Annotated in this window: 22 protein-coding genes and 2 pseudogenes; 15 read left to right on the top strand and 9 right to left on the bottom strand. The window is 37.6% G+C overall.

Going from position 1 to position 23,719, the window contains the following annotated elements:
* Positions 1-80: 80 nt before the first annotated feature.
* The 3 genes from EEI45_RS00210 to EEI45_RS00200 all read right to left on the bottom strand — a co-directional run bounded on the left by EEI45_RS00210 (position 81) and on the right by EEI45_RS00200 (position 2,849).
* The gene (locus tag EEI45_RS00210) at positions 81-1,484 is read right to left on the bottom strand and encodes a murein hydrolase activator EnvC family protein (protein WP_125163673.1); all 1,404 of its coding nucleotides are present in this window, start codon (positions 1,482-1,484) and stop codon (positions 81-83) included.
* Between the two features lie 85 nt (positions 1,485-1,569).
* Positions 1,570-2,328, bottom strand: coding sequence for a tyrosine-protein phosphatase (locus EEI45_RS00205; protein ID WP_125163672.1), 759 nt, complete (start codon positions 2,326-2,328; stop codon positions 1,570-1,572).
* A 74-nt stretch (positions 2,329-2,402) separates the two neighbouring features.
* Positions 2,403-2,849: a hemolytic protein gene (locus EEI45_RS00200; RefSeq protein ID WP_125163671.1), complete on the bottom strand. Its 447-nt coding sequence runs from the start codon at positions 2,847-2,849 to the stop codon at positions 2,403-2,405.
* A 234-nt stretch (positions 2,850-3,083) separates the two neighbouring features.
* Between EEI45_RS00200 and EEI45_RS00195 the strand changes: the two genes are divergently transcribed.
* The 3 genes from EEI45_RS00195 to EEI45_RS00185 all read left to right on the top strand — a co-directional run bounded on the left by EEI45_RS00195 (position 3,084) and on the right by EEI45_RS00185 (position 6,546).
* A complete protein-coding gene (locus EEI45_RS00195; protein ID WP_125163670.1) occupies positions 3,084-4,508 on the top strand; it encodes an ABC transporter permease in 1,425 nt (474 codons plus the stop codon).
* A 10-nt stretch (positions 4,509-4,518) separates the two neighbouring features.
* Positions 4,519-5,115, top strand: a complete 597-nt coding sequence (locus tag EEI45_RS00190; RefSeq protein ID WP_228410398.1) for an ABC transporter ATP-binding protein — start codon at positions 4,519-4,521, stop codon at positions 5,113-5,115.
* A gap of 87 nt (positions 5,116-5,202) precedes the next feature.
* Positions 5,203-6,546, top strand: coding sequence for a PASTA domain-containing protein (locus EEI45_RS00185; protein ID WP_125163669.1), 1,344 nt, complete (start codon positions 5,203-5,205; stop codon positions 6,544-6,546).
* A 40-nt stretch (positions 6,547-6,586) separates the two neighbouring features.
* Here EEI45_RS00185 and ppdK read toward each other — a convergent pair whose 3' ends face one another.
* Complete coding sequence (gene ppdK / locus EEI45_RS00180; protein ID WP_125163668.1) at positions 6,587-9,181, bottom strand: pyruvate, phosphate dikinase; 2,595 nt, start codon at positions 9,179-9,181, stop codon at positions 6,587-6,589.
* Between the two features lie 179 nt (positions 9,182-9,360).
* Between ppdK and EEI45_RS00175 the strand changes: the two genes are divergently transcribed.
* Positions 9,361-9,807 (top strand): hypothetical protein, encoded by a 447-nt coding sequence (locus EEI45_RS00175; RefSeq protein WP_125163667.1) that lies wholly within the window; start codon positions 9,361-9,363, stop codon positions 9,805-9,807.
* Positions 9,808-9,839: 32 nt separating this feature from the next.
* On the opposite strand, the gene galE is transcribed toward EEI45_RS00175, so the two are convergent.
* The 4 genes from galE to EEI45_RS00155 all read right to left on the bottom strand — a co-directional run bounded on the left by galE (position 9,840) and on the right by EEI45_RS00155 (position 13,520).
* Complete coding sequence (galE, locus tag EEI45_RS00170) at positions 9,840-10,853, bottom strand: UDP-glucose 4-epimerase GalE (RefSeq protein ID WP_125163666.1); 1,014 nt, start codon at positions 10,851-10,853, stop codon at positions 9,840-9,842.
* Between the two features lie 130 nt (positions 10,854-10,983).
* Positions 10,984-11,742, bottom strand: a complete 759-nt coding sequence (locus EEI45_RS00165; RefSeq protein WP_125163665.1) for a hypothetical protein — start codon at positions 11,740-11,742, stop codon at positions 10,984-10,986.
* 19 nt (positions 11,743-11,761) lie between these two features.
* Positions 11,762-12,175, bottom strand: a complete 414-nt coding sequence (locus EEI45_RS00160) for a MucBP domain-containing protein (protein ID WP_228410397.1) — start codon at positions 12,173-12,175, stop codon at positions 11,762-11,764.
* Positions 12,176-12,236: 61 nt separating this feature from the next.
* The gene (locus tag EEI45_RS00155; protein WP_125163663.1) at positions 12,237-13,520 is read right to left on the bottom strand and encodes a MucBP domain-containing protein; all 1,284 of its coding nucleotides are present in this window, start codon (positions 13,518-13,520) and stop codon (positions 12,237-12,239) included.
* A gap of 334 nt (positions 13,521-13,854) precedes the next feature.
* Here EEI45_RS00155 and EEI45_RS08760 point away from each other — a divergent pair, with 334 nt between their 5' ends.
* The 6 genes from EEI45_RS08760 to EEI45_RS08750 all read left to right on the top strand — a co-directional run bounded on the left by EEI45_RS08760 (position 13,855) and on the right by EEI45_RS08750 (position 17,256).
* Positions 13,855-13,995 (top strand): hypothetical protein, encoded by a 141-nt coding sequence (locus EEI45_RS08760; protein ID WP_228410396.1) that lies wholly within the window; start codon positions 13,855-13,857, stop codon positions 13,993-13,995.
* Positions 13,985-14,716, top strand: coding sequence for an iron chelate uptake ABC transporter family permease subunit (locus EEI45_RS00150; protein WP_228410395.1), 732 nt, complete (start codon positions 13,985-13,987; stop codon positions 14,714-14,716). The genes EEI45_RS08760 and EEI45_RS00150 overlap by 11 nt, the downstream gene beginning before the upstream one ends.
* Entirely contained in the window at positions 14,706-15,620 is a 915-nt protein-coding gene (locus EEI45_RS00145) for an iron chelate uptake ABC transporter family permease subunit (RefSeq protein ID WP_125163662.1), read from the top strand. The genes EEI45_RS00150 and EEI45_RS00145 overlap by 11 nt, the downstream gene beginning before the upstream one ends.
* Positions 15,613-16,386 carry an ATP-binding cassette domain-containing protein gene (locus EEI45_RS00140; protein WP_125163661.1) on the top strand — a complete coding sequence of 258 codons (774 nt, stop codon included), beginning with the start codon at positions 15,613-15,615 and terminating at the stop codon, positions 16,384-16,386. Before EEI45_RS00145 ends, EEI45_RS00140 begins: the two co-directional genes overlap by 8 nt.
* Positions 16,376-16,651: a substrate-binding domain-containing protein gene (locus EEI45_RS08755; protein ID WP_228410394.1), complete on the top strand. Its 276-nt coding sequence runs from the start codon at positions 16,376-16,378 to the stop codon at positions 16,649-16,651. The genes EEI45_RS00140 and EEI45_RS08755 overlap by 11 nt, the downstream gene beginning before the upstream one ends.
* Before the next feature lie 101 nt (positions 16,652-16,752).
* Positions 16,753-17,256, top strand: coding sequence for an ABC transporter substrate-binding protein (locus EEI45_RS08750; RefSeq protein ID WP_267128125.1), 504 nt, complete (start codon positions 16,753-16,755; stop codon positions 17,254-17,256).
* 148 nt (positions 17,257-17,404) lie between these two features.
* On the opposite strand, the pseudogene EEI45_RS00130 reads toward EEI45_RS08750, so the two are convergent.
* Positions 17,405-18,691, bottom strand: a pseudogene (locus EEI45_RS00130) (IS3 family transposase).
* Between the two features lie 82 nt (positions 18,692-18,773).
* Between EEI45_RS00130 and EEI45_RS00125 the strand changes: the two are divergent.
* From EEI45_RS00125 to EEI45_RS08740, 5 genes and pseudogenes are all read left to right on the top strand, one after another.
* Positions 18,774-19,707, top strand: a pseudogene (locus EEI45_RS00125) (IS30 family transposase).
* Between the two features lie 246 nt (positions 19,708-19,953).
* Complete coding sequence (locus EEI45_RS00120) at positions 19,954-21,339, top strand: O-antigen ligase family protein (protein ID WP_125163660.1); 1,386 nt, start codon at positions 19,954-19,956, stop codon at positions 21,337-21,339.
* Positions 21,340-21,730: 391 nt separating this feature from the next.
* A complete protein-coding gene (gene rlmN, locus EEI45_RS00115) occupies positions 21,731-22,711 on the top strand; it encodes a 23S rRNA (adenine(2503)-C(2))-methyltransferase RlmN (protein WP_228410614.1) in 981 nt (326 codons plus the stop codon).
* Positions 22,712-22,873: 162 nt separating this feature from the next.
* Positions 22,874-23,356 carry a tRNA 2-thiocytidine biosynthesis TtcA family protein gene (locus tag EEI45_RS08745; protein WP_228410393.1) on the top strand — a complete coding sequence of 161 codons (483 nt, stop codon included), beginning with the start codon at positions 22,874-22,876 and terminating at the stop codon, positions 23,354-23,356.
* A complete protein-coding gene (locus tag EEI45_RS08740; protein WP_228410392.1) occupies positions 23,353-23,691 on the top strand; it encodes a tRNA lysidine(34) synthetase in 339 nt (112 codons plus the stop codon). Before EEI45_RS08745 ends, EEI45_RS08740 begins: the two co-directional genes overlap by 4 nt.
* Positions 23,692-23,719: the final 28 nt, after the last annotated feature.

The following is a 23,719-nucleotide window of genomic DNA, read 5'->3' as shown; positions in this document are numbered from 1 at the left end:
ACAAAAGAATAACTTTGTTCTCCTTTTTTGTCAATGGATATGTTCAAAAAAATAAAAAAGTCGAGATTTTCACTCGACTTTTAATATTCTGCTTCATAAGTATAATTAAATATTTTCATAGGGTTTTCGCGACATGGAGCATCATGATTGTTCATTTCACAACGTTTCTCCCAACCGTTGCCCCAATTTGCGCCTCCCGTTCCAAAGGTTATGTTTCCATCCCAACGATCATATGCAGCCTCAATGCTATCAGAACCAAGATAATAAATTTCTAAATGAAGATGAGGACCCGAGGATAAACCTGAAGAGCCCATATTCGCAATCACATCGCCTGCACGAACTACAGATCCGGGTGACATCTTAAATGAATTTTCTTCAAGGTGTGCAAACAACGCACCATAAATTTTTCCATTCACACTAAACATCATTGTCAGATAATTACCCCAACCTCCATTACAATTCCCGCGAGGATACGAACCATAGGTTGGACATCCACCTTGTGTCCCAGTAATAATACCCGAGCCCGGAGCAAGAATTTCCAAGCCCACACGCGCATCAACATGAGCTAAATCAACACCCATATGACGACCGCCTTTTGCATAATGCCACGTGCCTGTTGATACCCAATAATTTGATTTTATCGGTCGTACAAATCCATTTTCATTGGGTAAATTTCGAAGGTCTAAAAACAGTTTGTTCTCAAAACTTATCTTTTCTTGAACCTCTTTACTTTGATCCTCAAGCACTTGATGTTTGGCCATCAACGATTGAATCAAATCTCGGACTTCCATCTGATAGACTTTGATATCATGCTCTTCTTTTTTTACAGACGCTTCTTTCGCTTCCAATTGTTCTTTTTGAGATAACAAGTGCTCTTTTTCTTCATCAAATGCCTTTCGTGCAACAATCAACTCATTTACCACACCATCATTACTCTGCTTAATTCGTGTCAACCCTTCCATGCGACGAATTAAATCCACAAAATCTGCAGCTCCAAATACAAACTCTATATAATTATTTACATAAAGAGAGGATTGTGAAGCACGAATATTGAGTTTCACTTTCTCTTCCAAAACTTTAATTTTATCTTCAAACACTTTAATCTTGGCTTCGGTCGCCAAAACATCTTCTTCAATGATTCGAATACTCTCTTGAATCTCCATAACACGTTCTTTTAAAACCAAAATTTCTTTTTGGTAAACTTCTAACAATTCATTATTATCTTCAATTTCCTCTAAAACCGTCTCTTTTTCTTCACGAATCCGTCTTAATAATGTTTCCGAATCCGCAAGTTTTTCATTAATATATTCGGTAAATCCAGAACACTCATCCTGATGATCACGTGCGCTCGCCCCAGAACACAACTCATGATAATAACCTTCATCCCGTTCATAGTCGGTGCGTGAAAACGCATTGATGGGTTGAATGCCAATCAATGCGAATACCAGGATGATAGTAATGCCTTTTTTAAAACGAGATGCCATGAATCTAAACCCCTCAAATCACTTTGTGAAACTTTCGTGAACATTATACCATAATTTAAAATAAAACGATTGCCATTGGCAACCGTTAGTATTCGATATAGATCTTTTTTAGTGTCTCCACATCTTCTTCCGATAGTAATAAACCTTCTGAAACATAAGTTTCAAAATCCCCGTAAATATCTTCAATAGCATCCCATGCTTCTTTAAGGTAACTGGTATCCACCGTCATGTATCCACGAATATTATTCACCTGATCATCCGTTAGATTTTCTTTAACTTTAAATCCCGCCAATTCTTTTTCAACGAGTTCATGAGTCATTGTATTGGTTTCAAGATAATCTGCTAAGATTGCTTCATCACTCGCTCCCAATATTTTAAGAATTTGAGCAGCCGCAAAACCCGTTCGGTCTTTACCTGCAGTACAGTGAAAATAAAGAGCTCCTTCTTTATTTTTAAGAAGATATTTAAAAAATGTACGATACTCATCCCGTGCATCGTGACTTTCCACAAACAATCGGTTTAAACCTTTCATGTGTTCTGTAGAAATTTCACGTCGATATTTAAGTGCCATTTTTTCTGGATCTGCATTCTGTTGTGCTTTAGTCATAATGTCAAGATGAATGGCTTCAACATCTTCAATCACCTTATTTGGTTTTTCTTCGATTTCGCGATCAGATCTTACATCAATAACCATTTTAAGGTGGTATTCGTTAAGAAGACTCGACACCGTCTCATCATCCAAATCATAGAGCGGACCACCCCGTAAAAGTTTATGGTGTTTTACGTGACCTCCTTTTACTGGAATCCCCCCTAAATCTCTAAAATTACGTATTTTATGATGCATCTTTAAACCCTCCTTACATTTTATTATAAGGGTTTTCGGTTATCAAAGTAGTGTTTGGTATCAATCCGTTTATATTATTTTCCTGAACAGCTGAATGAACCTTCTGATTCAAGAGCTGCTTTAACAGCATCAACGCTTAAGTCTTCTTGATCAAGAATAATTTTTTGACCGGACTTGCTTAGATATGAGAAATATTTTTCTAATTGGGTCCCTTTAGCAACTGCAAGATCAACAGTTGTTTTAACTGTGATTGCGGTATCGGATTTCTCATATTCAAAGGTGACACCATCTGTTACTTTTGATTCAGCAAATTGCTTATACAAGTCATCATAGGTATTCATTTGAGTTGCTTTATCCATTTGGATTACAGTTTCTTCTTCTAAACCAACAACTTCAGAATTTTTCACATCCAACTTAAGTGTACGTTTAATGCCATCAGCTTCTACTGTACAAACGTTCTTATTTGCGGAACATCCAACAAGTACAAGTGAAAATAATACTGCTACAATTATTTTTTTCATTTCCTTCTCCTTTTAACCTTATAAATCATATCATAGATTTAATTTTACGGAATGAAATTTTATTAAAAATCACCATATTTTTGAAAATTTCATACACCAACTTGCGGATTGCTGTATCATCCCTTATGGAATATAAATATCTTTTCCACTTATGATATTTTTCTTGCTTTACGGTAATGTAAACGCTATTATAATCTCAGGCGTACTATTGCAAGTAGTACAGCAGGAGGTATCATGAATCATTTTAAAAGAGCCTGGTTGAGTGTCTCACGACGCAAAGGGAAGTCTTTCATTCTTTTAACCGTTGTATTTATTCTCGGTAACTTAATTGCAGGAACATTTGCCATTAAACAAGGCACATCCCGTGTTGAAACAAACCTTAAGGAGAAACTTGGTTATAATGCAACCGTAGCGCTTGACTACGAAGCGTTTGATCGCATTGATTTCGAAACGCTGAAGATTAGCGAATCAACCATTCAAAAATTAGGAAAACTACCTGAGGTCGCATTTTTTGATTATGCGCTAAAGCATGATATTCAATCGCGTTCTCTAAAATCATACCAAATGCCTCATGCGCGAGATCGTGCCGATTCTGAAGAACCGATTCACTATTTCTCATTTCAGGGTGTCGAATATCTTGACCTTCTTGATACAAAAACCGGGCGGATCGAACTCACGTCAGGCCGTACCTTTAACGATGATGATTTAAAGTCTGATGTCTATCCAGTCATTCTTTCGGATATTGTGATGACTGAAAACAACATTCGTCTTGATGAAGTCATCGAACTTAAAACGATGCTCCCTAATTATGGTGTTAATGAGAGTGAAGCAGCGCAAAACATAAGCTTTAAAATTAAAGTGGTTGGATCGTTTAAACCGGTATCGTTTAGTCAAAAATCTGATAATGAAAACTGGGGTCTAGCCTCGATGTATAACCGAATCTACATTCCTAATCATCGTTTACGAACGCTACGCGCTGAAGAAGCGAAGATTGCGGAAGCACAAGGGATCGATATCCTCGGTAATGACTCAATCTATAATGAAGAAAAATATAACTATAGAGATTCCGTATTTGTAATGGAATCGGAAGCAGATTTAAACGCTTTTACACAACAAGCAAAAGATCTTTTGGAAGATGGCCTCATGGTTCGAACCTCCCAACAATCGTTTGAAATGATTGCAGCACCCATGGCAATGTTGAATGTAATGGCAGACTATACCTTAAAGGGTGCAGCCATTACCACAACCATCGTGCTATCTCTTGTGGTGATTCTCTTTTTAAGAGATCGTAAGCATGAGATGGGTATTTATCTTGCGTTAGGAGATCGCCAATGGGGCGTATTGGGGCAAGTAACCTTGGAAGTTCTCATGATTACACTTATGGGTTTAACCTTGTCGTTTGGAACGGGTTTAATGCTTGCGAATAAGGTTTCTGATGTTCTTATTTCGGATTCTTATATGGATGACGTATTTATTGATACGGAAAGTTCGTATCTCCCTTCAATTAATATGATTGAAGTAAATGAAGATTATCGCATCGAGCTGTCCCCTTCTTATGTCTTGTCTGTCTATCTCTTGGGTGCAGGTGTTGCGGTTGCTTCAAGCATCCTTCCAATGTTTTATGTTACACGCATGAAACCAAAGAAAATCTTAATGTAGGAGCGCGATTATGAAACTATTAGAAACCAAAAACATTAATTATTTTTACCAAGATGGCGATCAACGTCGCTTCATTTTGCGGGATGTGAATACCAGTTTTGAAGCCGGTACCTTTTATGCCATTTTGGGCCAATCCGGGTCTGGAAAAACGACCTTTTTATCCCTACTGAGTGCACTGGATACACCGCGTGAAGGTGCTGTTTATTATAAAAATAAAAACATCTCTGAGATTGGGCTTGCGGAATATCGGCGCAATCAAATTGGGATTATCTTTCAAAGTTATAATCTAATTCCTCATTTAACGGCTGTTGAAAATGTACTTGTAGCCATGAACATCACCACCAATCAAATTCCCGAAGAGACAAAAGAAGTTGCATACAATCTGCTTGATTTTATTGGCATTACCCGAAGTAAGGCCGATCGTCTTGTCACCATGCTTTCTGGAGGAGAACAACAGCGGGTTGCCATCGCGCGTGCCTTATCAACCAATGTGGATGTAATTCTAGCGGATGAGCCTACTGGAAACTTGGACGAAGAAATGGAAGCCGAAATTATTAATATCTTCCAACACCTTGCCCATGATCACCAAAATGCGTTATTGTTGTGACGCACTCCCAAGAAATCGCAAAGCAAGCAGATAAAATTTTATATCTAAAAAAAGGATCGTTGGAAGAAATTAGTAGAGGTGACTTGCATGAGTAATTTTCTTGATCAATTTAAACCCGGTGTTTATGACCGTAATAAAGTTCATATCGGAACTGAAAAATCAGAGAAAAACGTAATGGAAATGGATGACCTTGAAACCACAACTACCTATCAAGATGAAGAGCGTTTCTATGTTCGTGAAGAAGAAACGGAGCTTGATCCTTCTTATAAAGCAAAAAAACAAAAAAGGATGGTCCTTATCGGAATCGCCGCCGTTCTATCACTCCTGCTTATTGGTTTAATATGGAATAAACAATCACATACACTCATGCCTGATTTTACGGACAAGCAACGTCAAGAAGTCGAAATCTGGGCAAAAAAACATAAAGTAGAAGTTGACTTCAAAGACGAATTCAGTTTAGAGTACGATGAAAATGTTGTCATTTCACAAGAATTTGAACCTAAAACTAAAATCCGAAAAGGCAGCATGGTAAGTGTCGTCATAAGCAAGGGACCCGATCTCGAAGAAGTCGTGACACTCCCTGATTTCGAGAAACTCAGTGGAGCTGAAATCAATGCATGGATTGAAGAACAAAAAATGCGTTACATCCAAGTCGAAAATGTATTCTCCAAAGATGTCGCAAAGGGTAATTTTATTTCGTTTGAAATCAAAGATAAAAACGTCACAAAAGATCATTTCCAACGTAAAAACAAAGCACTCATTAAAATTTCAAATGGCCCCGAACAGTACGAAAAAAACATCATCGTTCCAGACTTTAAAAATCGTACAAAGATGGATGTTGAACTTTGGGCAAAAGACAAAGAATTTGTTAGTACCTTTACGTATGAAGAACAATTTGATGACAAAATCGAAGCGGGCGGTGTGATCTCACAAAGTGTGAGTGCAGCAGAGAAAGTTGCGAAAAATGACGAACTTACCTTCGTAATTTCAAAAGGAAAAGCCGTACGTGTCCCGGATTATTCCTCTTCTGATCTCAATACTTTCGACACGATTAATTCCATGGGAGCCCAAGTGATTCAAAAACAAATTTATACAATGAATTACCCGTATGGCGCTTTTGTTGAACAAAACACAGAACCCGGAACCATCCTAAACGATGATCCGGACACGATTGTGATTGTTTACTACTCCATGGGTCAGCCTTATATTAAAGGGCTTGTCGGTCTTACCGAAGGCGATTTACCGGCATATTTCTATGAATTCAGTGGTAAAGGCGCACACATCACCTATGATGTGACACGCGTTTCGGAATGTGGTGAAAAAGGAACGGTCGTACGTGCTTCCAAGAATAACCAATTTGTATCCACCACCGACCACATTAATATTTACATCAGTGATGGTACCAAAGCTTGTGCCACACCCGATGCCTAAACAATACAAAAAACACCTCGTGTAAACGAGGTGTTTTCTATTAGACAGTTTGCGCTGCACTAATGCGTGCAATTGGAACACGATACGGTGAACAGGATACATAATTAAATCCTGCATCTCGGAAAAATTTAACCGAACGTGGATCACCACCATGCTCGCCACAGATTCCAATCTTTAAGTTTGGCTTTACGCCACGTGCTTTTGCTATCGCAAGTTGAATTAATTGCCCAACACCCTCTTGATCTAATGACGCGAAGGGATCCTGTTGATAAATGCCTTGCTCATAATAATCTTTTAAGAAAGATCCTGCATCATCACGGGAAAAACCATAGGTCATTTGGGTTAAGTCATTGGTTCCAAATGAGAAGAATTCCGCTTCTTCCGCAATCTTATCCGCAAGTAAACACGCACGCGGAAGCTCAATCATCGTACCAATCCGATAATGAACTTCTACACCCGCCTTCTCAATTAAGGCGTCCGCAAGGTTTCGAATACGACTTGCAAGATAGTTGAATTCCTGAACGTCTCCGACAAGAGGAATCATGATTTCTGGATTCACATGGTGACCTTTTTGATTGACATTGATTGCAGCTTCAATCAATGCTTGTGTTTGCATGAGTGCAATTTCAGGATATGTGATTGCAAGACGGCAGCCACGATGTCCCATCATAGGATTATATTCATGCAAGGATCTCATAACCGTCTTAATCTCTGCAACACCCATGTTCATCGATGCCGCTAATTCCTCAATTTCTTGTGTTGTGGTTGGCATGAACTCATGTAGGGGTGGATCAAGGTATCGCACGGTAACACTTCGATTTTCCATGACCGTAAAGATTGCTTCGAAATCCTTTCGTTGAATGGGTAAGATTTTCGTTAATGCAGCCTCACGTTGTTTAGGCGTTCGACTTAAGATCATCTCACGCATCGCCCGAATACGATCGCGTTCAAAGAACATATGTTCAGTACGAATTAAGCCAATTCCTTTCGCACCAAACTCAATTGCGGTTTGCGCATCACTTGGCGTATCCGCATTGGTGTATACATCAATTGGACTCAATTCATCAGCCCATTCAAGGAGGGTTTCAAATTCCTGTAACATGGTTGCTTCTTGTGTTTTAAGTCGGCCATGGTAAACACAACCAGTTCCTCCATCAATTGAAATTTCATCACCAAGTTTATAAACCTTCCCATCAATCTCACACGTATTATCATCATGCACAATCACATCACTGCATCCTACAATACAGGATTTCCCCATACCACGCGCTACAACAGCGGCATGTGAAGTCATCCCACCACGACTAGTTAAGATACCCTCAGCAAGATGCATCCCTTCAATATCCTCAGGAGACGTCTCTAAACGAACTAATATTACAGGTTTTCCTTTTTGAGTGTATTTGACTGCCGTAAGAGTATCAAAGACAATCATCCCGCTTGAGGCTCCAGGTGAAGCCGGTAATCCTTTCGCAATCGGTTCAATTGTTTTAAGATTTTCGGTATCAAATTGAGGATGGAGTAATCCATCCAAAATGGATACATCGAGATTGTTGATGGCTTCTTGTTTGGTAATCGTTCCTTCATGAACCATATCATAAGCAATTTTCACAGCTGCTTGAGCCGTTCGCTTTCCACTTCGTGTCTGCAACATATAGAGTTTTCCTTTCTCAATCGTAAACTCCATATCTTGCATATCATGATAACGTTTCTCAAGTTTCTCTGCGAGGCGTTCAAATTCATGATATGCCTCGGGCATTGTTTCTTTTAAAGTTGAAATGGGTAAGGGTGTATGCGTTCCCGCAACAACATCTTCACCTTGAGCATTGTATAAAAACTCTCCATAAAGCTCATGTTCTCCCGTTGCAGGATTTCGTGAAAAGGCTACCCCTGTAGCGCACCCGTCACCACGATTTCCAAAAACCATTTCTTGAATGTTTACAGCGGTTCCCCAATTATCGGGAACATCATGCATTCTGCGATAATACTTCGCTCTTGGATTATTCCAACTTCTAAAGACTGCCTCTACAGCATGAACCAATTGAACTTGAGGAGAATCCGGGAAGGGTTCACCCACTTCAATTCGATAAGTTTCTTTAAGACGCTGAATCAATTCCTTCAAAGCAATAACACTTAAATCATGATCACTGTCTACACCATATTTATGTACCACCAATGCGACTTCTCGGTCCATCTTCACTTTCTCAATCCCCATAACCACATCCGCATACATCTGAATCAGACGTCGATACGAGTCATAAGCCATCTTTTCATTATCTTTCGCCAATGCTTCAACCACTTCATCGTTTAAACCAAGGTTTAAGACGGTATCCATCATCCCTGGCATGGAAACACGGGCACCACTTCGAACGGAAACAAGCAATGGTTTCTCTGTTCCCCCAAACGTTTTCCCCGTCAACGCTTCCAATTGACTGAGGTTTGCGAAAATTTCATCCAGTATATTTTGTGCGATTGCATGGTCTTTTTCATAATAATGAAGACACGCATCCGTACTGATTACAAATCCTTGGGGTACCGGTAACCCCAAATTCGTCATTTCACAGAGGGATGCGCCCTTACCACCGAGGGTTGGACGCATCGCTGCACTTCCTTCAGAAAACATGTAAACATATTGCATATCGAAAAGCCCTCCTTATAAACTTTTCATTATACATTGTCCGTTTTATTTTTTGGGTGCACGCCAACAAGGTAGTACCTACAAATTATAAATCTCACCGTAATTACACAAGGATAGCAATATCCTTAAAGCAACTGTTATATCTTAGTGATACAATGACTGTAAAAGGGGGCGTGTTTATGAAGCGTTTCATGGTTTTTCTAATCTTAATTACTGCACTTACTGGATGTAATGCGAAAAACAGTGCTGAGTCGATGCATGATGGAATCCGAACGGTAAGTCATACAGATCTTTGTTTATCCACCATTCAAAATGAACTGACTACCGTCAACGAAGGGTTTTACTTCATACGCGACACCCAGGACAATGCTTATTTTTATATTTATTCGAAAGCACGCAACTTTGAACAGATGAGTGTTTCCAATAAAGTAATTGATAGAGTACCTCATGTCATCTTTACTGCCACAACCAAAAATCTTGTCGATCATTATGATGAGCCAAAGCTTGATGGATTTATGGCTGTGAATGTGAATGAACAAGTTGAGCAATTTAAGTTTATGGTTGATGGGAATGAAATTTATCCACAAATTATTACCTCCCGCATTCAACTTGAATCAGCACGTTAAAAAAGAGATCGCATGCGATCTCTTTTTTAAGATTATTGTTCGTATCCGTTTGGATTTGATTTTTGCCAGTTCCATGAATCTTCACACATTTTATGAAGATCACGTTTTGCTTCCCAACCTAACTCTTCACGAGCCTTTTGTGGATCAGCATAACATTCCGCAATGTCACCCGGACGACGTTCTTTAATTTCATAAGGAATTTCATGTCCCACAACATCACTAAATGCTTTAACCATCTCAAGAACCGAATATCCTTGACCTGTACCAAGATTATAAACGCGGTATTCCGGTGTTTCGGTCATTTTCTTAAGGGCTGCCACATGGCCTAAAGCAATATCAACCACATGAATGTAATCGCGAACACCACTACCATCAACTGTGCCATAGTCATCACCAAATACAGATAGATGATCTAATTTTCCAACTGCTACTTGAGTAATGTAAGGTACAAGGTTATTTGGAATACCTTTTGGATCTTCGCCAATCGTTCCCGATTCATGGGCACCAATTGGATTAAAGTAACGTAAAATCACAACATTCCATGAAGGATCTGCAATATTTAAATCGCGCAACATATCTTCTGCCATGAGTTTTGTACTTCCATATGGACTCGTCGTGGAAAGTGGGAATGATTCATTAATTGGAACCGTTTTAGGTGCTCCATAAACCGTTGCGGATGAACTAAAGATAATATTCTTTACATTATTATCACGCATTACCTCACAAAGTGTAAGTGTTCCTGTAATATTATTTTGATAATATTCTAAAGGTTTGGATACACTTTCACCAACTGCTTTTAGGGCTGCGAAATGAATGACGGCATCCACAGATTCCTTTTCAAAGATTGCATTTAAGCTTGGTTTATCCAAAACATTGGTTTCATAAAACGTAACGGTTTTTCCAGTAATTGCTTCAACACGTTTGAGTGCTTCGACACTTGAGTTACTTAAATTATCAACCACAACAACTTCAAATCCTTGGTTTAATAATTCAACACATGTATGACTCCCGATATAACCAGCACCACCTGTAACTAAAACTTTCATACTCCCTCCCAAGGCCAATTCTTGGCTTCTTCTATGTTTATTTTATCAGTTTACAAGATTAATGCAATGTAATAAAAAAACAAGAAATGTTATTTTCTTGCTTTTTTTATTGCGTAAATTTTACTAATGTTTACTGGTATAACTGAGTCATGTCGATGAATGTATCAAAGTTTGGGAACGACATTTCTACTGAATCGTTTAATCCTACAACTTCAATATTAATCAACATTTCCAAGGATTCCATCCAATTTTTTTCAGTTACCATGAAGCTTAAATCGATGGTCTCAATTTCGTCCCCTACCTTCACAATTGCTTGACCTTGCTTGAAGTCTAAGTCCACATCTTGCCCTTGTTCAGCCAATGCTTTTTTAAATGTATCAGACTGTAAGAAGTCATTTAGGTCGAAGGTATAAACAAGTTGATTATTTTCCGATACAACGGTTGCTTTTTCAAAGTTAATATCTGCCGGTTCGGATTGCACATCATTAAATGGTAATTCTAAGAACATACCCACTTGTGGAATTTGTTTAAGATCAATCTTCATTTTTTGTTCCATAAAGTCCATATAAACATCAGTACCTTTTTTATAGAAATTCATTGATGTATCGTCTTCATCAGGTACGTTAATTTTAAAAATCAAATCAAAATCAAGCGGTAATTTTGCTTTCGCATATTGGATTTCAATATTTGCGGATACCGCATCGTTAAGCTGTTCACGCTTTTCTGGTTTCATCTCAAGTGTTAAGTCCATATCAATTGCATTTGCATTCATTAAACGATCTGAAGCTTCATTGAGCTTTGCTTTTTGTTCATCATTTGGTTTGTTTGATTTGGAACATCCCGATACCAAAACAAGAACGATCAATGCAGCAGTAATAATTTTTTTCATATTTGATTCCCTATTCAGTCTAGGACTGACCTTTTCTATTTTTTTGATTCAATAAAGATCCTACACATACAAGTACTCCTGCAATTAGGATCATTGCACCTGTATCATTCGCTTGGATTCCAGTTTGAGGCAACGTCGGTGTTTCCGGTGTTGGATTTTCTGGAGTTGGCGTCTCTGGCGTTGGGGTTGGCACTGGTTTCTCAGGAGTTGGCGTATTTTTGGGGGAATAAATGTACGTCACATTTAAAGTTCCATTAATATACAAGCCGTCCACATTATCACCTTTTACTTCTTTAAAGGTATAGCCATCCACTATTTTTTGAATTGTTTTATATGATGTTCCGACATCACCCGTAGTGGTTTCGAGATCCGCAATGACGTTACCGTTTTCAGCCACATAATGGGCATTAACGGTACCCTTTTGTGGAATCACAATGGGCGCATCTTTTTCATAAACATATACAACGTTAAGAACACCATCAATGTAGTTTCCTTTATGAATCCCCTTGATTCACCTTAAATGTGTAACCTGGGAATGAAAGCTTCTCAGTATCATAAGGTGTTCCAACCGGTTCTTTCGTTGTTTTCGTTGCTTCTAATGTATTACCATCAGTATGCACATAAGAAACATTAAGCGTTCCTTCAATGATTGGATTTTCCGTTAAGATGGCTTCGCGACCTAAGGCATTTTCGCCTTCGGCTTGTTGCGTATCAAAAGGTGATTTCCAATTTGTTTTTGAAATTGCGGTATTAAAGTCGGCTTGGTAGCGACTGATATCTGTGATTCGTCCTATCAAGACTTCATTGGACGATGCTTCGGTAACGGCAGCTCCGGTCACATCCCACAATTTATAACCATCATGATTTATGCGAACTGTAAGTGTATTATGACTGTCCGTAAATGAGTAAGCTGCTCCTTTAGTATTTGAGAAGATAAACTTACCATTCGCATCGGTTGTGGTTGTCGCAACATCCACATCCCCGGCTGGGGTGTTTTCCACAAGCTTAATGGATACACCTTCTTTTAAGCTTGCATCATTCCATACTGGTGTCTCCCCATCATCAATGATTTGATGCTTGATCGTACCACTGATTTCAGGTTGGATTACATAGATGTTTTGATGGTTTGGTGTTGCGGGTTGATTTGCACTTCGGCTGCCATTCCAGCTCTCCAAGGGCTCATATCCCTCAAGTTGACCTTGTGTCATATTATTATAATTAAGTTCGATATTGTGATTAAGCGCAATCGCTACGGTTTTATGCGTTACAGCACCCGGAATTAGTTTATCCACGCTGAGTTTATACCCTACAAGGGGTTTTGCGTATGAGTAGGCATGGGTTTCCGTATTAAAATCAAGTTCATCTGTTGCTTCCACAAAATTTACGTAGTCTGTAGTAACGTAGAATTTGAAATCGAATCCATTATCATGCATTTCTTGAATGGTATGATCGTCATCATGATAATTATTACTGAGATAGAATTTTAAACTTCCTGTTTCAAAGTCTTGTATGCCATCATCGGGTGAAATTGTAGTCCACACCATATGATTATCAGAACTTAAAAAGTTTCGAAGTTGAACGTAGTTTTCACGATACATGCGACGGTTTTCCGCATTGGGATAGATCAATACCCCACCGTAATCAGACTGCGATTCAACACCTGAAATCACGGCCTTTTGGAAACTCCCTAAGGCATCAATCGTTGTTGGTCTATTTGTGATTACAAATGTTGTGAATGTAAGCATTAACACGAGTAAACTTTTATAGATTTTTTTCATAAGATTCCTCCTCTTGTAACCACATCGTATCACTTCCGCACGTAAAGACTGTTTTCATGTTCTTAAAAATTCAATTTCTGTCATAAAATGAACGCACTTCACAAAACGTTCATTTTAGAATCCCAATCACCGTGATTTTTGTAGATGAAGCGTAGTTTTTCACAAGATAACGAAAACCAATATCAATTAGACCTGAAAAACGTCATTTTAAATCAGAACAAGCGCTAAATATCGAGAATTTGTGAAAAAAGAGCCAAACTTAATTAATGTTTTGCTTGTGTGTTATAAAGCACTTCCATACACTAAAGGGCAGTAACAGAAAGGAATCAAGAATATGTTTGTTCGTTTTACGCTTAAAGATCGACACACCACATGGGCTGTAATGATCTTGTTTGTTTTAAGTTTTGGATCATTATTTGTAGGCGTCTTGCCCTTGTCTTTTAACGCCTTGATTACAGGGAGTGGTGACGCGTAACCAATTTGTATCTCCCTCAACCGCTGTAGCGATGGATGCATCCCGGATGGGAATTCTCATCGCGTTGATTGTCTTTCCAGGGGCATCATTACTGCATAAGACTTTGCTTGCCTATGGCTTTGCGATTTTAGGTCCCGCCCTTTTTTTGAGGCTCTTACGTCTAATTCCCTTAAAAAATGTAGTCTTTATTCCACTTCTCGGGATTATGTTTGGAACCATGATTGAATCGATGACCACCTTTTTAGCCCTTAAGTTTGATTTAATGCAAGCTTTAGGAGGGATGATGACGGGATCGTTTACTCAAATGATTGCAGGGCGTTATGAGTTGCTTTTTACGGCCGTTCCGCTGTTATTGTGTGCATTATTTGCCGCCCGTACATTCGATATTCTATCCCTTGGCGATGATTTTGCGCGGAATCTTGGCTTAAAACCTAAGTACGTAATGAACCTTGCTTTGGTGCTCGTATCACTGCTTACCGCTTCGGTCGTGGTGACGGTGGGAACACTGCCTTTTATAGGCTTGATTGTCCCCAATATGATTGCCATGCGTTATGGATCATCCAACTCATTTTTACTGTGTGGGCTATATGGGTCATGCCTGGTCTTAGGATGTGATCTTATTGCACGCATCGTAATCTTCCCCTACGAGCTTCCCGTAGGATTTATATTGGGAATTGTTGGGTCTTTAGGATTTCTAGGGATGATTCGCCATGAATTATAAAAAAATCTTAGGATGGATTGCCTTTATCTGTGCTGTTTATTATTTGGGGAGTGGCTTAAACAGCGCGTATATCTTTCAGCGACGATGCGTTCAAATCCTCACCCTATGCATCACTTCGTATTTAGTTAATCTGAGCACAACGTTATTTCAAAGGCTAACCCATAACCGCATTGTCTCTCCGGCTTTATTGGGCTTTGAACGCCTGTACCTTTTGATTCAAATCGGGTGTCTTATGATTCTAAACAATCCGATGCTCAATCCACTAATCGCCTTATTCACCATGTCAATCATCGGCCTCATGATCTACCCAAAAATCTTAAATCGATGTGGAAATGACATCTATTTGATGCTTCTAATTGGGACAGTCTTTTCAACCTTAATGGGTGCACTCTCCACAACCTTACAAATAATGATGGATCCGCTGGAATTCAGTATCCTTCAAAGTCAAAACTTTGTATCCTTTAATGCCATCCAACCACAATTTTTAAGAATTTCCGTGTTGCTTACGCTTCTCATCATCGGCATCTACAACCACAAACGCCACCAGTTTGATGTTTTAGTCCTTGGGGATGATACTGCACAAAGTTTAGGTGTGGATGTCCCTTTGGTCCACAAGGAAGTCCTATTTCTTGTCATTCTCGCAAGTTCCCTTGTCACAAGTCTTGTCGGACCACTAACGTTTCTTGGTCTACTGACCAGCAACTTAGCCCAAGAACTGTGTCCAAATGCCAGAACAAAACCTATTATCATCACCGGAACGCTTCTAGCCTTTATACTGCTTCTCGGATCCCAACTTATCTTCGAACGTCTTTTTAATTTCACCGGAACCATCACCGTTTTTATTAATTTGATTGGCTCGTTCACACTTATTATTTTTATGATTAAGGAGCGTAAACATGATTAAAACAGAAAGACTTACTAAAACCTATGGGAGCCTTGATGCCTTAGAGAACTGTGCAATCACAATTCAAAAAGGTACTATGACCGCCATTCTTGGCGAAAATGGATCGGGCAAATCAACCTTACTCAATCTGATTGGACGATTATCCCATCCCTCATCAGGGAAAACATATCTTCACGACAACGATATCCAAACCTTCAAAGCCATTGATTTTGCGAAACACGTTTCGATTTTAAAACAACGCAATCACCATAACTTGAATTTAAGTGTCTACGATCTTGTATCCTACGGTCGTTACCCCCATAATCCACGTCAACTAACGGAAGAAGATCATCAAATTGTGAGGACATGCCTTCAAGTCATAGAATGCTGGGATTTTAAAGACCAATCCATCCAAACCCTTTCCGGAGGACAGCTTCAGCGTGTCTATATCGCGATGGTCTTAGCGCAAGATACCGAAGTAATTCTTTTGGATGAACCGTTAAATAATTGGGACTTAAAACATGCCCATGAATTCATGCAATGCATGAACCATTTCGTAACCCATCGCAATAAAACCATCGTCATGATTATGCACGATGTAAATATGGTATATCGGTATTGTGATACGGTTGTTTGTTTAAAAGATGGGGAATGCATTGCGCATGGCGCCGTCGATTCAACGCTAACACAACCCATCCTAAAACAGCTTTATGATTTAGACTTTACAATTTTCACCCATAACACAATCAAACAATGTTGTGTAGAAACGAGGAACTATGAACTTTAAAACATTAATCGTGTGCTTTGCCCTCATCTTCGTGACGGTATGTAAACCTCAAAAAACAAAAGATACCACCCTTTCCATTACACATAAATTAGGAACAACCGAGGTTAACGAAAACCCACAGAACGTATTTGTCTTTGATATGGGAATCATTGATATGATGGAATCCTATGATTTACCAATTTCCGGGGTGCCTACTGCCTCCTTAACGACAACGCTTAAGTCAAAGTTGGACCCAAACCTTACCGATATTGGTACGCTTTTTTGAGCCCAATTATGAACGCATAAGCGCAGCACACCCGGATCTTATCGTTATCTCGCAGTGCCAAACATTACGAAGCCCTCTCAAAAATTGCCCCTACCATCTATATGGGAAGAGACAGCCATCCCGATGGCTTAATCGCATCGATGAAGGCAAATACTGAGATACTTCATCAACTCTACCCAGGACGTGATCTTGAAGGCTTGATGACTGATTTAGAAAGTCAGGTAGATGCATTCAAAAATGAAGCACAAAAACAAGCGGGCACCTTGCTTTTCTTAATGGCCAATGGTAATGAGATTAAAGCCTTCGGACCTGAAAGCCGATATGATCATGTGTACCGTGATTTCGGATTTACGCCCGTATCCAAACAATTTGATGTCTCAACCCATGGTTCTACCCTCTCCTTCGAGCAAATCCAAGACCTTAACCCTGATTATATCCTTGTAATGGATCGCTCCCGGGGAACCGGTGGTGAAGGAAATGCGGAAGTCTTGATGGACAATGCCTTTGTGAAAGCAACGCGTGCTTACCAAAACGGCCATATCATCTATGTGGATCCTGAAGTTTGGTACCTAACCGAAGAGGAACAACCGCAGTTTTATCCATGATTGAATCATTAAAACTATTACCGGAAAAACACACTCTAGAAGTGTGTTTTCCTAAATAAATCTCAACCGCACCACCCAAGGTGCGGTTGTTTTTGTATAATAAAAGGAGCCCACCCGACTATGAACTGAACCCCAAATTTTGGACAAGCTAATTATCTTTTAAATTTAAGGATTGATTCCTGTATTGAACAGGGGTCAGTCCTTTTAGTTTGCTCTTAATTCTCTTGTTATTATAAGAGTCGATATATTCATCAATTGCATCAACTAATTCTTCTACCTTTTTATACTTATGTTCTTGGTCATAATACATTTCTGATTTTAGTAGCCCAAAAGCCCTCCATGAGTCCGTTATCAATACTATTTCCTTTCTTGACATACTTCTAATCATCGAATGTGCTTCTAATTCTTTCACATAAAATTGATGTTGGTATTGCCATCCTCTATCCGAATGAATAATTCCTTGCGTATCGTTACAAGAAAATGCCTTGTGAAGCATGTCTCTAGTTTGATCAAATTAGGACTTGTAGATATGTTGTAAGATACAATGTATCTACCATATGCATCAAGTATTGGTGAATAGATTTTCTTCCTTGCACATTAAACTCAGTGATATCCGTAAACCATTTTGATTGGGTTTATCAGCTTCAAAATCTCTTTGAACTCGATTCTCAACAATGGTTCCCACTGTCCCTTTATATGAAGAATACGTTTCTTTCTTATGATTGAATGTAATCCCATTTATTCATAAGTCTCAAGACTTTCTTGTGATTTACACGAATTCCTCGATTATTTAGTTCTAAAGTAATTCTACGATAACCATATCGTCCTTTGTGATCATAATAGATTTCTATAATCTCTTGCATGAGTTCGTCGTTTTGGTATCAAAATCAATTTTGAAACGTAAGTAGTAAGTAGATCGAGCGAGTCCGGATATTTTAAAAGAATCTCTAAGGGATATTTTGTCGTAGTGAAACTACTCTGGTTTTCTTCTTTTCGCGCTCCACCCTTTGTTTCACTACGGCATTCAATTTTTAAATATTCATTCTCCGCTTCCAAATACTTGTTTTTCTTCAATGCCTTTAGTTCATCATTAACTGTTAATAGTTTAGTTGGTTTTGTCATAGATGGTTTACCTCGTTTCCGTTCTATGACATTATAGCCGTTTTCTTTATAATTTTAATCAATTGTAAATCAATCCATCAGAACTTAATCCAAGTTCGATGGCGACAGCTATTGTACTTTCTCCATCCATTAATATCCGATTTATTACTTTTGACTTAAATTCATGAGAATAAAAGTTTTGTTTCGTCTTAGAACATTGGGCCATGTTGATCGATAAGTCTTACCAAATATTTAATACTTGATTTATTAATACCATACTCATTTACTAATGAACATACTGATTGTCCTAACTTTCGTTTTCATATATTTCAATTTTGTTTTCGTGTTAGCTTAGCATAAAACCGCACCTCCTCATCTTTGTCCAAGATTCGGGGTGCGGTTCACTAAGCTCCCATATGAAGTATAAACAATTAGATAAAAATGAAAGACCAAATTGATATTCTATTAAGCATCGGCTACTCTATGCGCAAGGCAGCACGTAAACTCAATATATCTCATTCTACGATTTCTAGATATAAAATAATGTCTATAAGAAACGAACGATTGATATTCGAGAAAAATATTCCCACTTAATCGAATATCTGCATTCTCACTATGATCCTAAAGTTCATTGGGTAGAAGTATGCTTGAGTAACTATAAACGATATCATCCATATAAACCGTGTGTTTCATCGCAGCAAGTCTATAACTGGATTAATCAAGGTAAACTTGATATAAAACCAAATAGAATGTGCTATAAACGTCGAAAACGTAAAAAGAGAATTAGTGGAATGATGAATCACTTGAGATGGAACTTGGAAGAGAAAACGGTACTTCCAATTAGCCTTAGACCTAAATACATTGAGGAACGTAACGAGATTGGCCATCTCGAAATCGACTCTATAATCGGTAAGACATGAATCTGCAGCGATTATATCCATTGTAGACCGCTGCTCAAGAATGACCTGGCTTATTAAAGCAGAATATCGATATGACTATTACACATCAAACTTAATTCGAAAATTTATTGAAGAGAATAATATAACCACGAAATCGATAACAGTAGATAATGGCCTTGAATTTAAAACATTAGGAATTACAGCCAAGCGGTTGGGTGTGAAACTATATAAGTGTGATCCATACTGTTCTTTTCAACGTGGAACCAATGAACGAGCGAATGCAATCGTTAGAAGGTTTATACCAAAAGGAAAATCAATGTATGATATAGCGCAACAATATCTTGATGATATTTGCTTCAAAATTAACTCAATGCCGCGAAAAATATTTGACTTCAAAACGGCCTATGAGATAGACTTTAATAAAAGTGAAAGTGGTGCGGTTGAGATTTGATAAAAGAAAAACCAGACCACAGGTTTTATTGTTTAGTCTAATTTATGTGCCGCTTTCCATTATTCTGGGATTTTTATTAAATAGATTATTAGAACAGAACAAAGATTTTAGAGTAAAGTAAATTGAATATATGGAAATTACATATATTTCTTTCTATTTTATATGATTTAGAAAGAAGCAATATTATCAGTTATAGAAAAATGATTCGTATCTTCCTATAATTGATAGAATTGAAAAGGAGAAATAATGGGAACTAAGTTAACTCGCAATATTAAAGAAATTTTTGAAAAAAAAGTATTTGATTTTTTGGATTATCCGATGACTATTTTATCAGTTTATGCCTGTACTTATTTTATCTATCAAGATTTTGGAGTAAGACAAGTTCTAGGATATGCTGTCCTATCACTATTACTGATTGGAATTGTATTAAAGAACTTTTCTAATTTTAGTATTGAAAATTTAAATATCTTTCATTATACTTATTTATTTATGTTGATAGTCATATTGCTAAATTTTATTAGACCTGATGCATATCATGATAAGGAAAGTTTTTCTTATATAGTTATAATGATTATTACTTTTGGCTTTTTTGTTTTTTCTAAAATAAATCTCATTGACGTAAAAAAATCATTGTCAGTATTTTTAGGTACATCAGTCGTATTTTCAATTATAATTTTATTTTTTCAGGTTTTTAAAGATCTCTATTGGTCTTTAATTTATCCTCTTTTATCAGTAACAGCTCAAGAATTAGCAAAGCGATATTTCTTTAAGGGATATAGTATTTCGTTTGGGGGTGTTGCATATACATCATATATCATAGTATTTGGATTAATAATTTTACTATCCTACTTAATATATAATGATTTACATGCTAAGTCAAAGTTGAGACTCTACTCAATTATGGCTTTATTAACTTTAACACTGATACTATTAGGACGACGCGGTGAATTGCTTGCTTTTTTAGTTGCACTCATCGTATATTACATTTTTAGGGCTAGACAGGGTAGTAGGTTAAAAAGGGCATCTATAGTAGTTTCTACTATTATCGGAATTATTATTTTAATCATTATTTGTCTTCCGTTTTTATTGAAAATAAAGTTCTTACATAGATATACTATGACTTTGAATGCACTAGTTAATGGAACAAATATGACGGGCGGAGTAACTTCTGGACGGATAGAATTATATAATAAAGCATACAGTTTATTTAAGGAAAACTTAGTTTTTGGTGTGGGCTGGGGATCATTTGCCAAACATGGTTACCTCGTTTTAGGAAAACCAGCGGGAACTACAAGAAATGTTCATAATATTGTTCTACAACTGCTTGCAGAAACAGGATTAGTGGGATTTCTTGGAATAATGTCTCCACTGTTGTTTAGCTACTATAAAACGAGTTATTTATTAAGTGAAATTAATACAAATGAAAGCAAAGATTATTCAATTAGTGTCCTGAAAATTTTAATATCAGTATCTTTACTTCTACAATCCTTTATATTATTTGCGTCATTAATTGACCCAATAAATTTTAAAAATATTTTTTGGATTCTTTATGTAATTTTAAGTATGATAAACTCTTATGTTTTTTCAAATATAAATTCGACTAAAAATCTAAAGAGTAAATATTTTGCTTAGATTTACTCTACATTCAAGACCAAATTTTTGGTTGTTTTGGAGTGGGTAGTTTTAATACTGTTAAGAATATCTAGAGTCGAGAATATGAGGTAATCAATCAGTTTATTTTATTCTATCTTTTTTTACTTCGTTATATTTCGTTATTCTTACGTGTTTGAATATAATCTTTCTTACAATAAGTTGTGGTACTTTTGATTTTAAAATTGCAATCTCTAATTAGATTGTAGGGGATTGAGTTTTTATTTGTGATTTTGCTAAGAACCTTAACAATTCTCACAAGATTGTTTTATATGATTCTAGATTGAACTAATTTGTGAAAAAAAGTTTAAATTATGCAATATGGAACTATGAAGTTTCAGTTACCCGTGCTAGACTTGATACGGTGATAAATATGAAAGCAATCTATGAATATGATTTAAATGAAATGGGCGATCTCTTTGAGTCGTATGGGGAGAAACGTTTTCGCGCAAAACAATTTTTTCAATGGCTCTATCAAAAACGTGTAAATTCGTTTGATGAGATGAGTGATTTAAGCATTGCTTTACGAGAAAAATTAAAACAAGATTTTGTCTTGGATACGTTAAATGTTGTTATGAAACAAGTCGCTTCAGATGAAACGACTAAATTTTTGCTTGAGTGTCATGATGGGGCGCTTATTGAGACGGTAATGATGAAACATGACTATGGATATAGTGTTTGTGTAACGTCGCAGGTGGGCTGCGCAATGGGCTGTAAGTTCTGTGCATCCGGTCTCTTAAAGAAAAAGCGAAATTTGACTACAGCTGAGGTGGTCAACCAAATTATGTTTGTACAACGTCATTTGGATGAACAAGACAAGCGTGTCAGTCATATTGTCGTCATGGGAATTGGGGAACCGTTTGATAATTATGATAATATCATGCGTTTCCTTCGGATTGTAAATCATGATCATGGTTTGGGCATTGGTGCTCGACACATTACGGTTTCAACTTCCGGTGTTGCTCCAGTGATTCGAAAATTCGCAGATGAGAAAACACAGGTAAACCTTGCGATTTCGCTTCATGCGCCTAACGATACCCTTCGGTCTGAGATTATGCCGGTCAATAAGATGTTTAATCTTGAGAAGTTGTTTTCAGCTTTAAAATATTATCAAGATCAAAGCAATCGCCGTTTGACGTTTGAGTACATTCTAATTGATAACGTGAATGATCAATTAGAACATGCCAAGGAATTAGTACAACTAATCCGAGGTATGAATGCATATGTCAACCTCATCCCTTATAACGAAGTGGATGAAAATCCATTCCGTCAAACAAAGCCTGAGCAAGCTGCGAAATTTTATGATTACCTCAAACGTAATGGAATTCAATGTACCATTCGACGTGAAAAGTGAAGTGAAATTGATGCTGCATGTGGACAGTTACGGGCCAATGTGGAGAAACAACGTAAACATCCTAAGAACCAAGGGTCGCTGTATCGCGACAGCTTGGTTTTTTATTGCGTGACGTTTTGAGTTTATGTTAGGATTTGATTACAAGCAAAAGGAGTAGCGGTTATGACGCATCAAAATATCATTTTAAAAACGTATCGTAAAGATATTTGGACGCCATTTATGAAGGGAATCTCGAACTATGATTTAATTCAAGAAGGGGATTGTATTGGCGTGTGTATTTCAGGAGGAAAGGACAGCATGCTCATGGCATTATGCTTTAGTATTCTCGTTCAACATTCCAAGGTTCCATTTACGGTTAAGTATTTGGTGATGGATCCCGGCTATGCACCTTTTAATCGTGAACAAATAAAGAAAAATGCAGATTTACTGGGCTTGGATGTCACAATCTTTGACGCTAAGATTTTTGACTATGTGGATACAATTGAAAAGAATCCCTGCTATTTGTGTGCACGGATGCGTCGCGGACATCTTTATGAATTTGCGGAGTCTTTAGGATGTAATAAAATTGCACTCGGACATCACTATGATGATGTGATTGAGACAATTCTGATGAATATGTTTTATGGGGTCAGGTTGGAACGATGATGCCCCGTCTAAAGTCCACAAGTCATCCACATATTGAATTAATCAGACCGCTTTATTTGGTCCGTGAAGCAGCGATTTTACGTTGGGTTCATTATACGGGACTCACCTTTCTTCAATGCGCCTGTCGCTTTACAGAGCATAGCTTCGATCATGAGTCAAAGAGTAAGCGCATAGAAATTAAGTCATGGATTCAAGAATATAAGAAGATTAATCCTTTTATTGAGGCAAATATTTTCCGAAGTGTTGAGCAGGTAAATTTAAACAAGGTAATCTCGTATTTTGATGATGAAACATCACACCATTTTCTTGAAGCGTTTAATGAAGATGATGATTAGGGCGTGTCGTGGTATGATGTTTTAGAGA

This window comes from Erysipelothrix piscisicarius, assembly GCF_003931795.1.
Taxonomy (GTDB): Bacteria; Bacillota_I; Bacilli_A; order Erysipelotrichales; family Erysipelotrichaceae; genus Erysipelothrix; species Erysipelothrix piscisicarius.
Note: the sequence above shows the minus strand (reverse complement) of the source record. Positions and strands in the feature narration are given on the sequence as shown.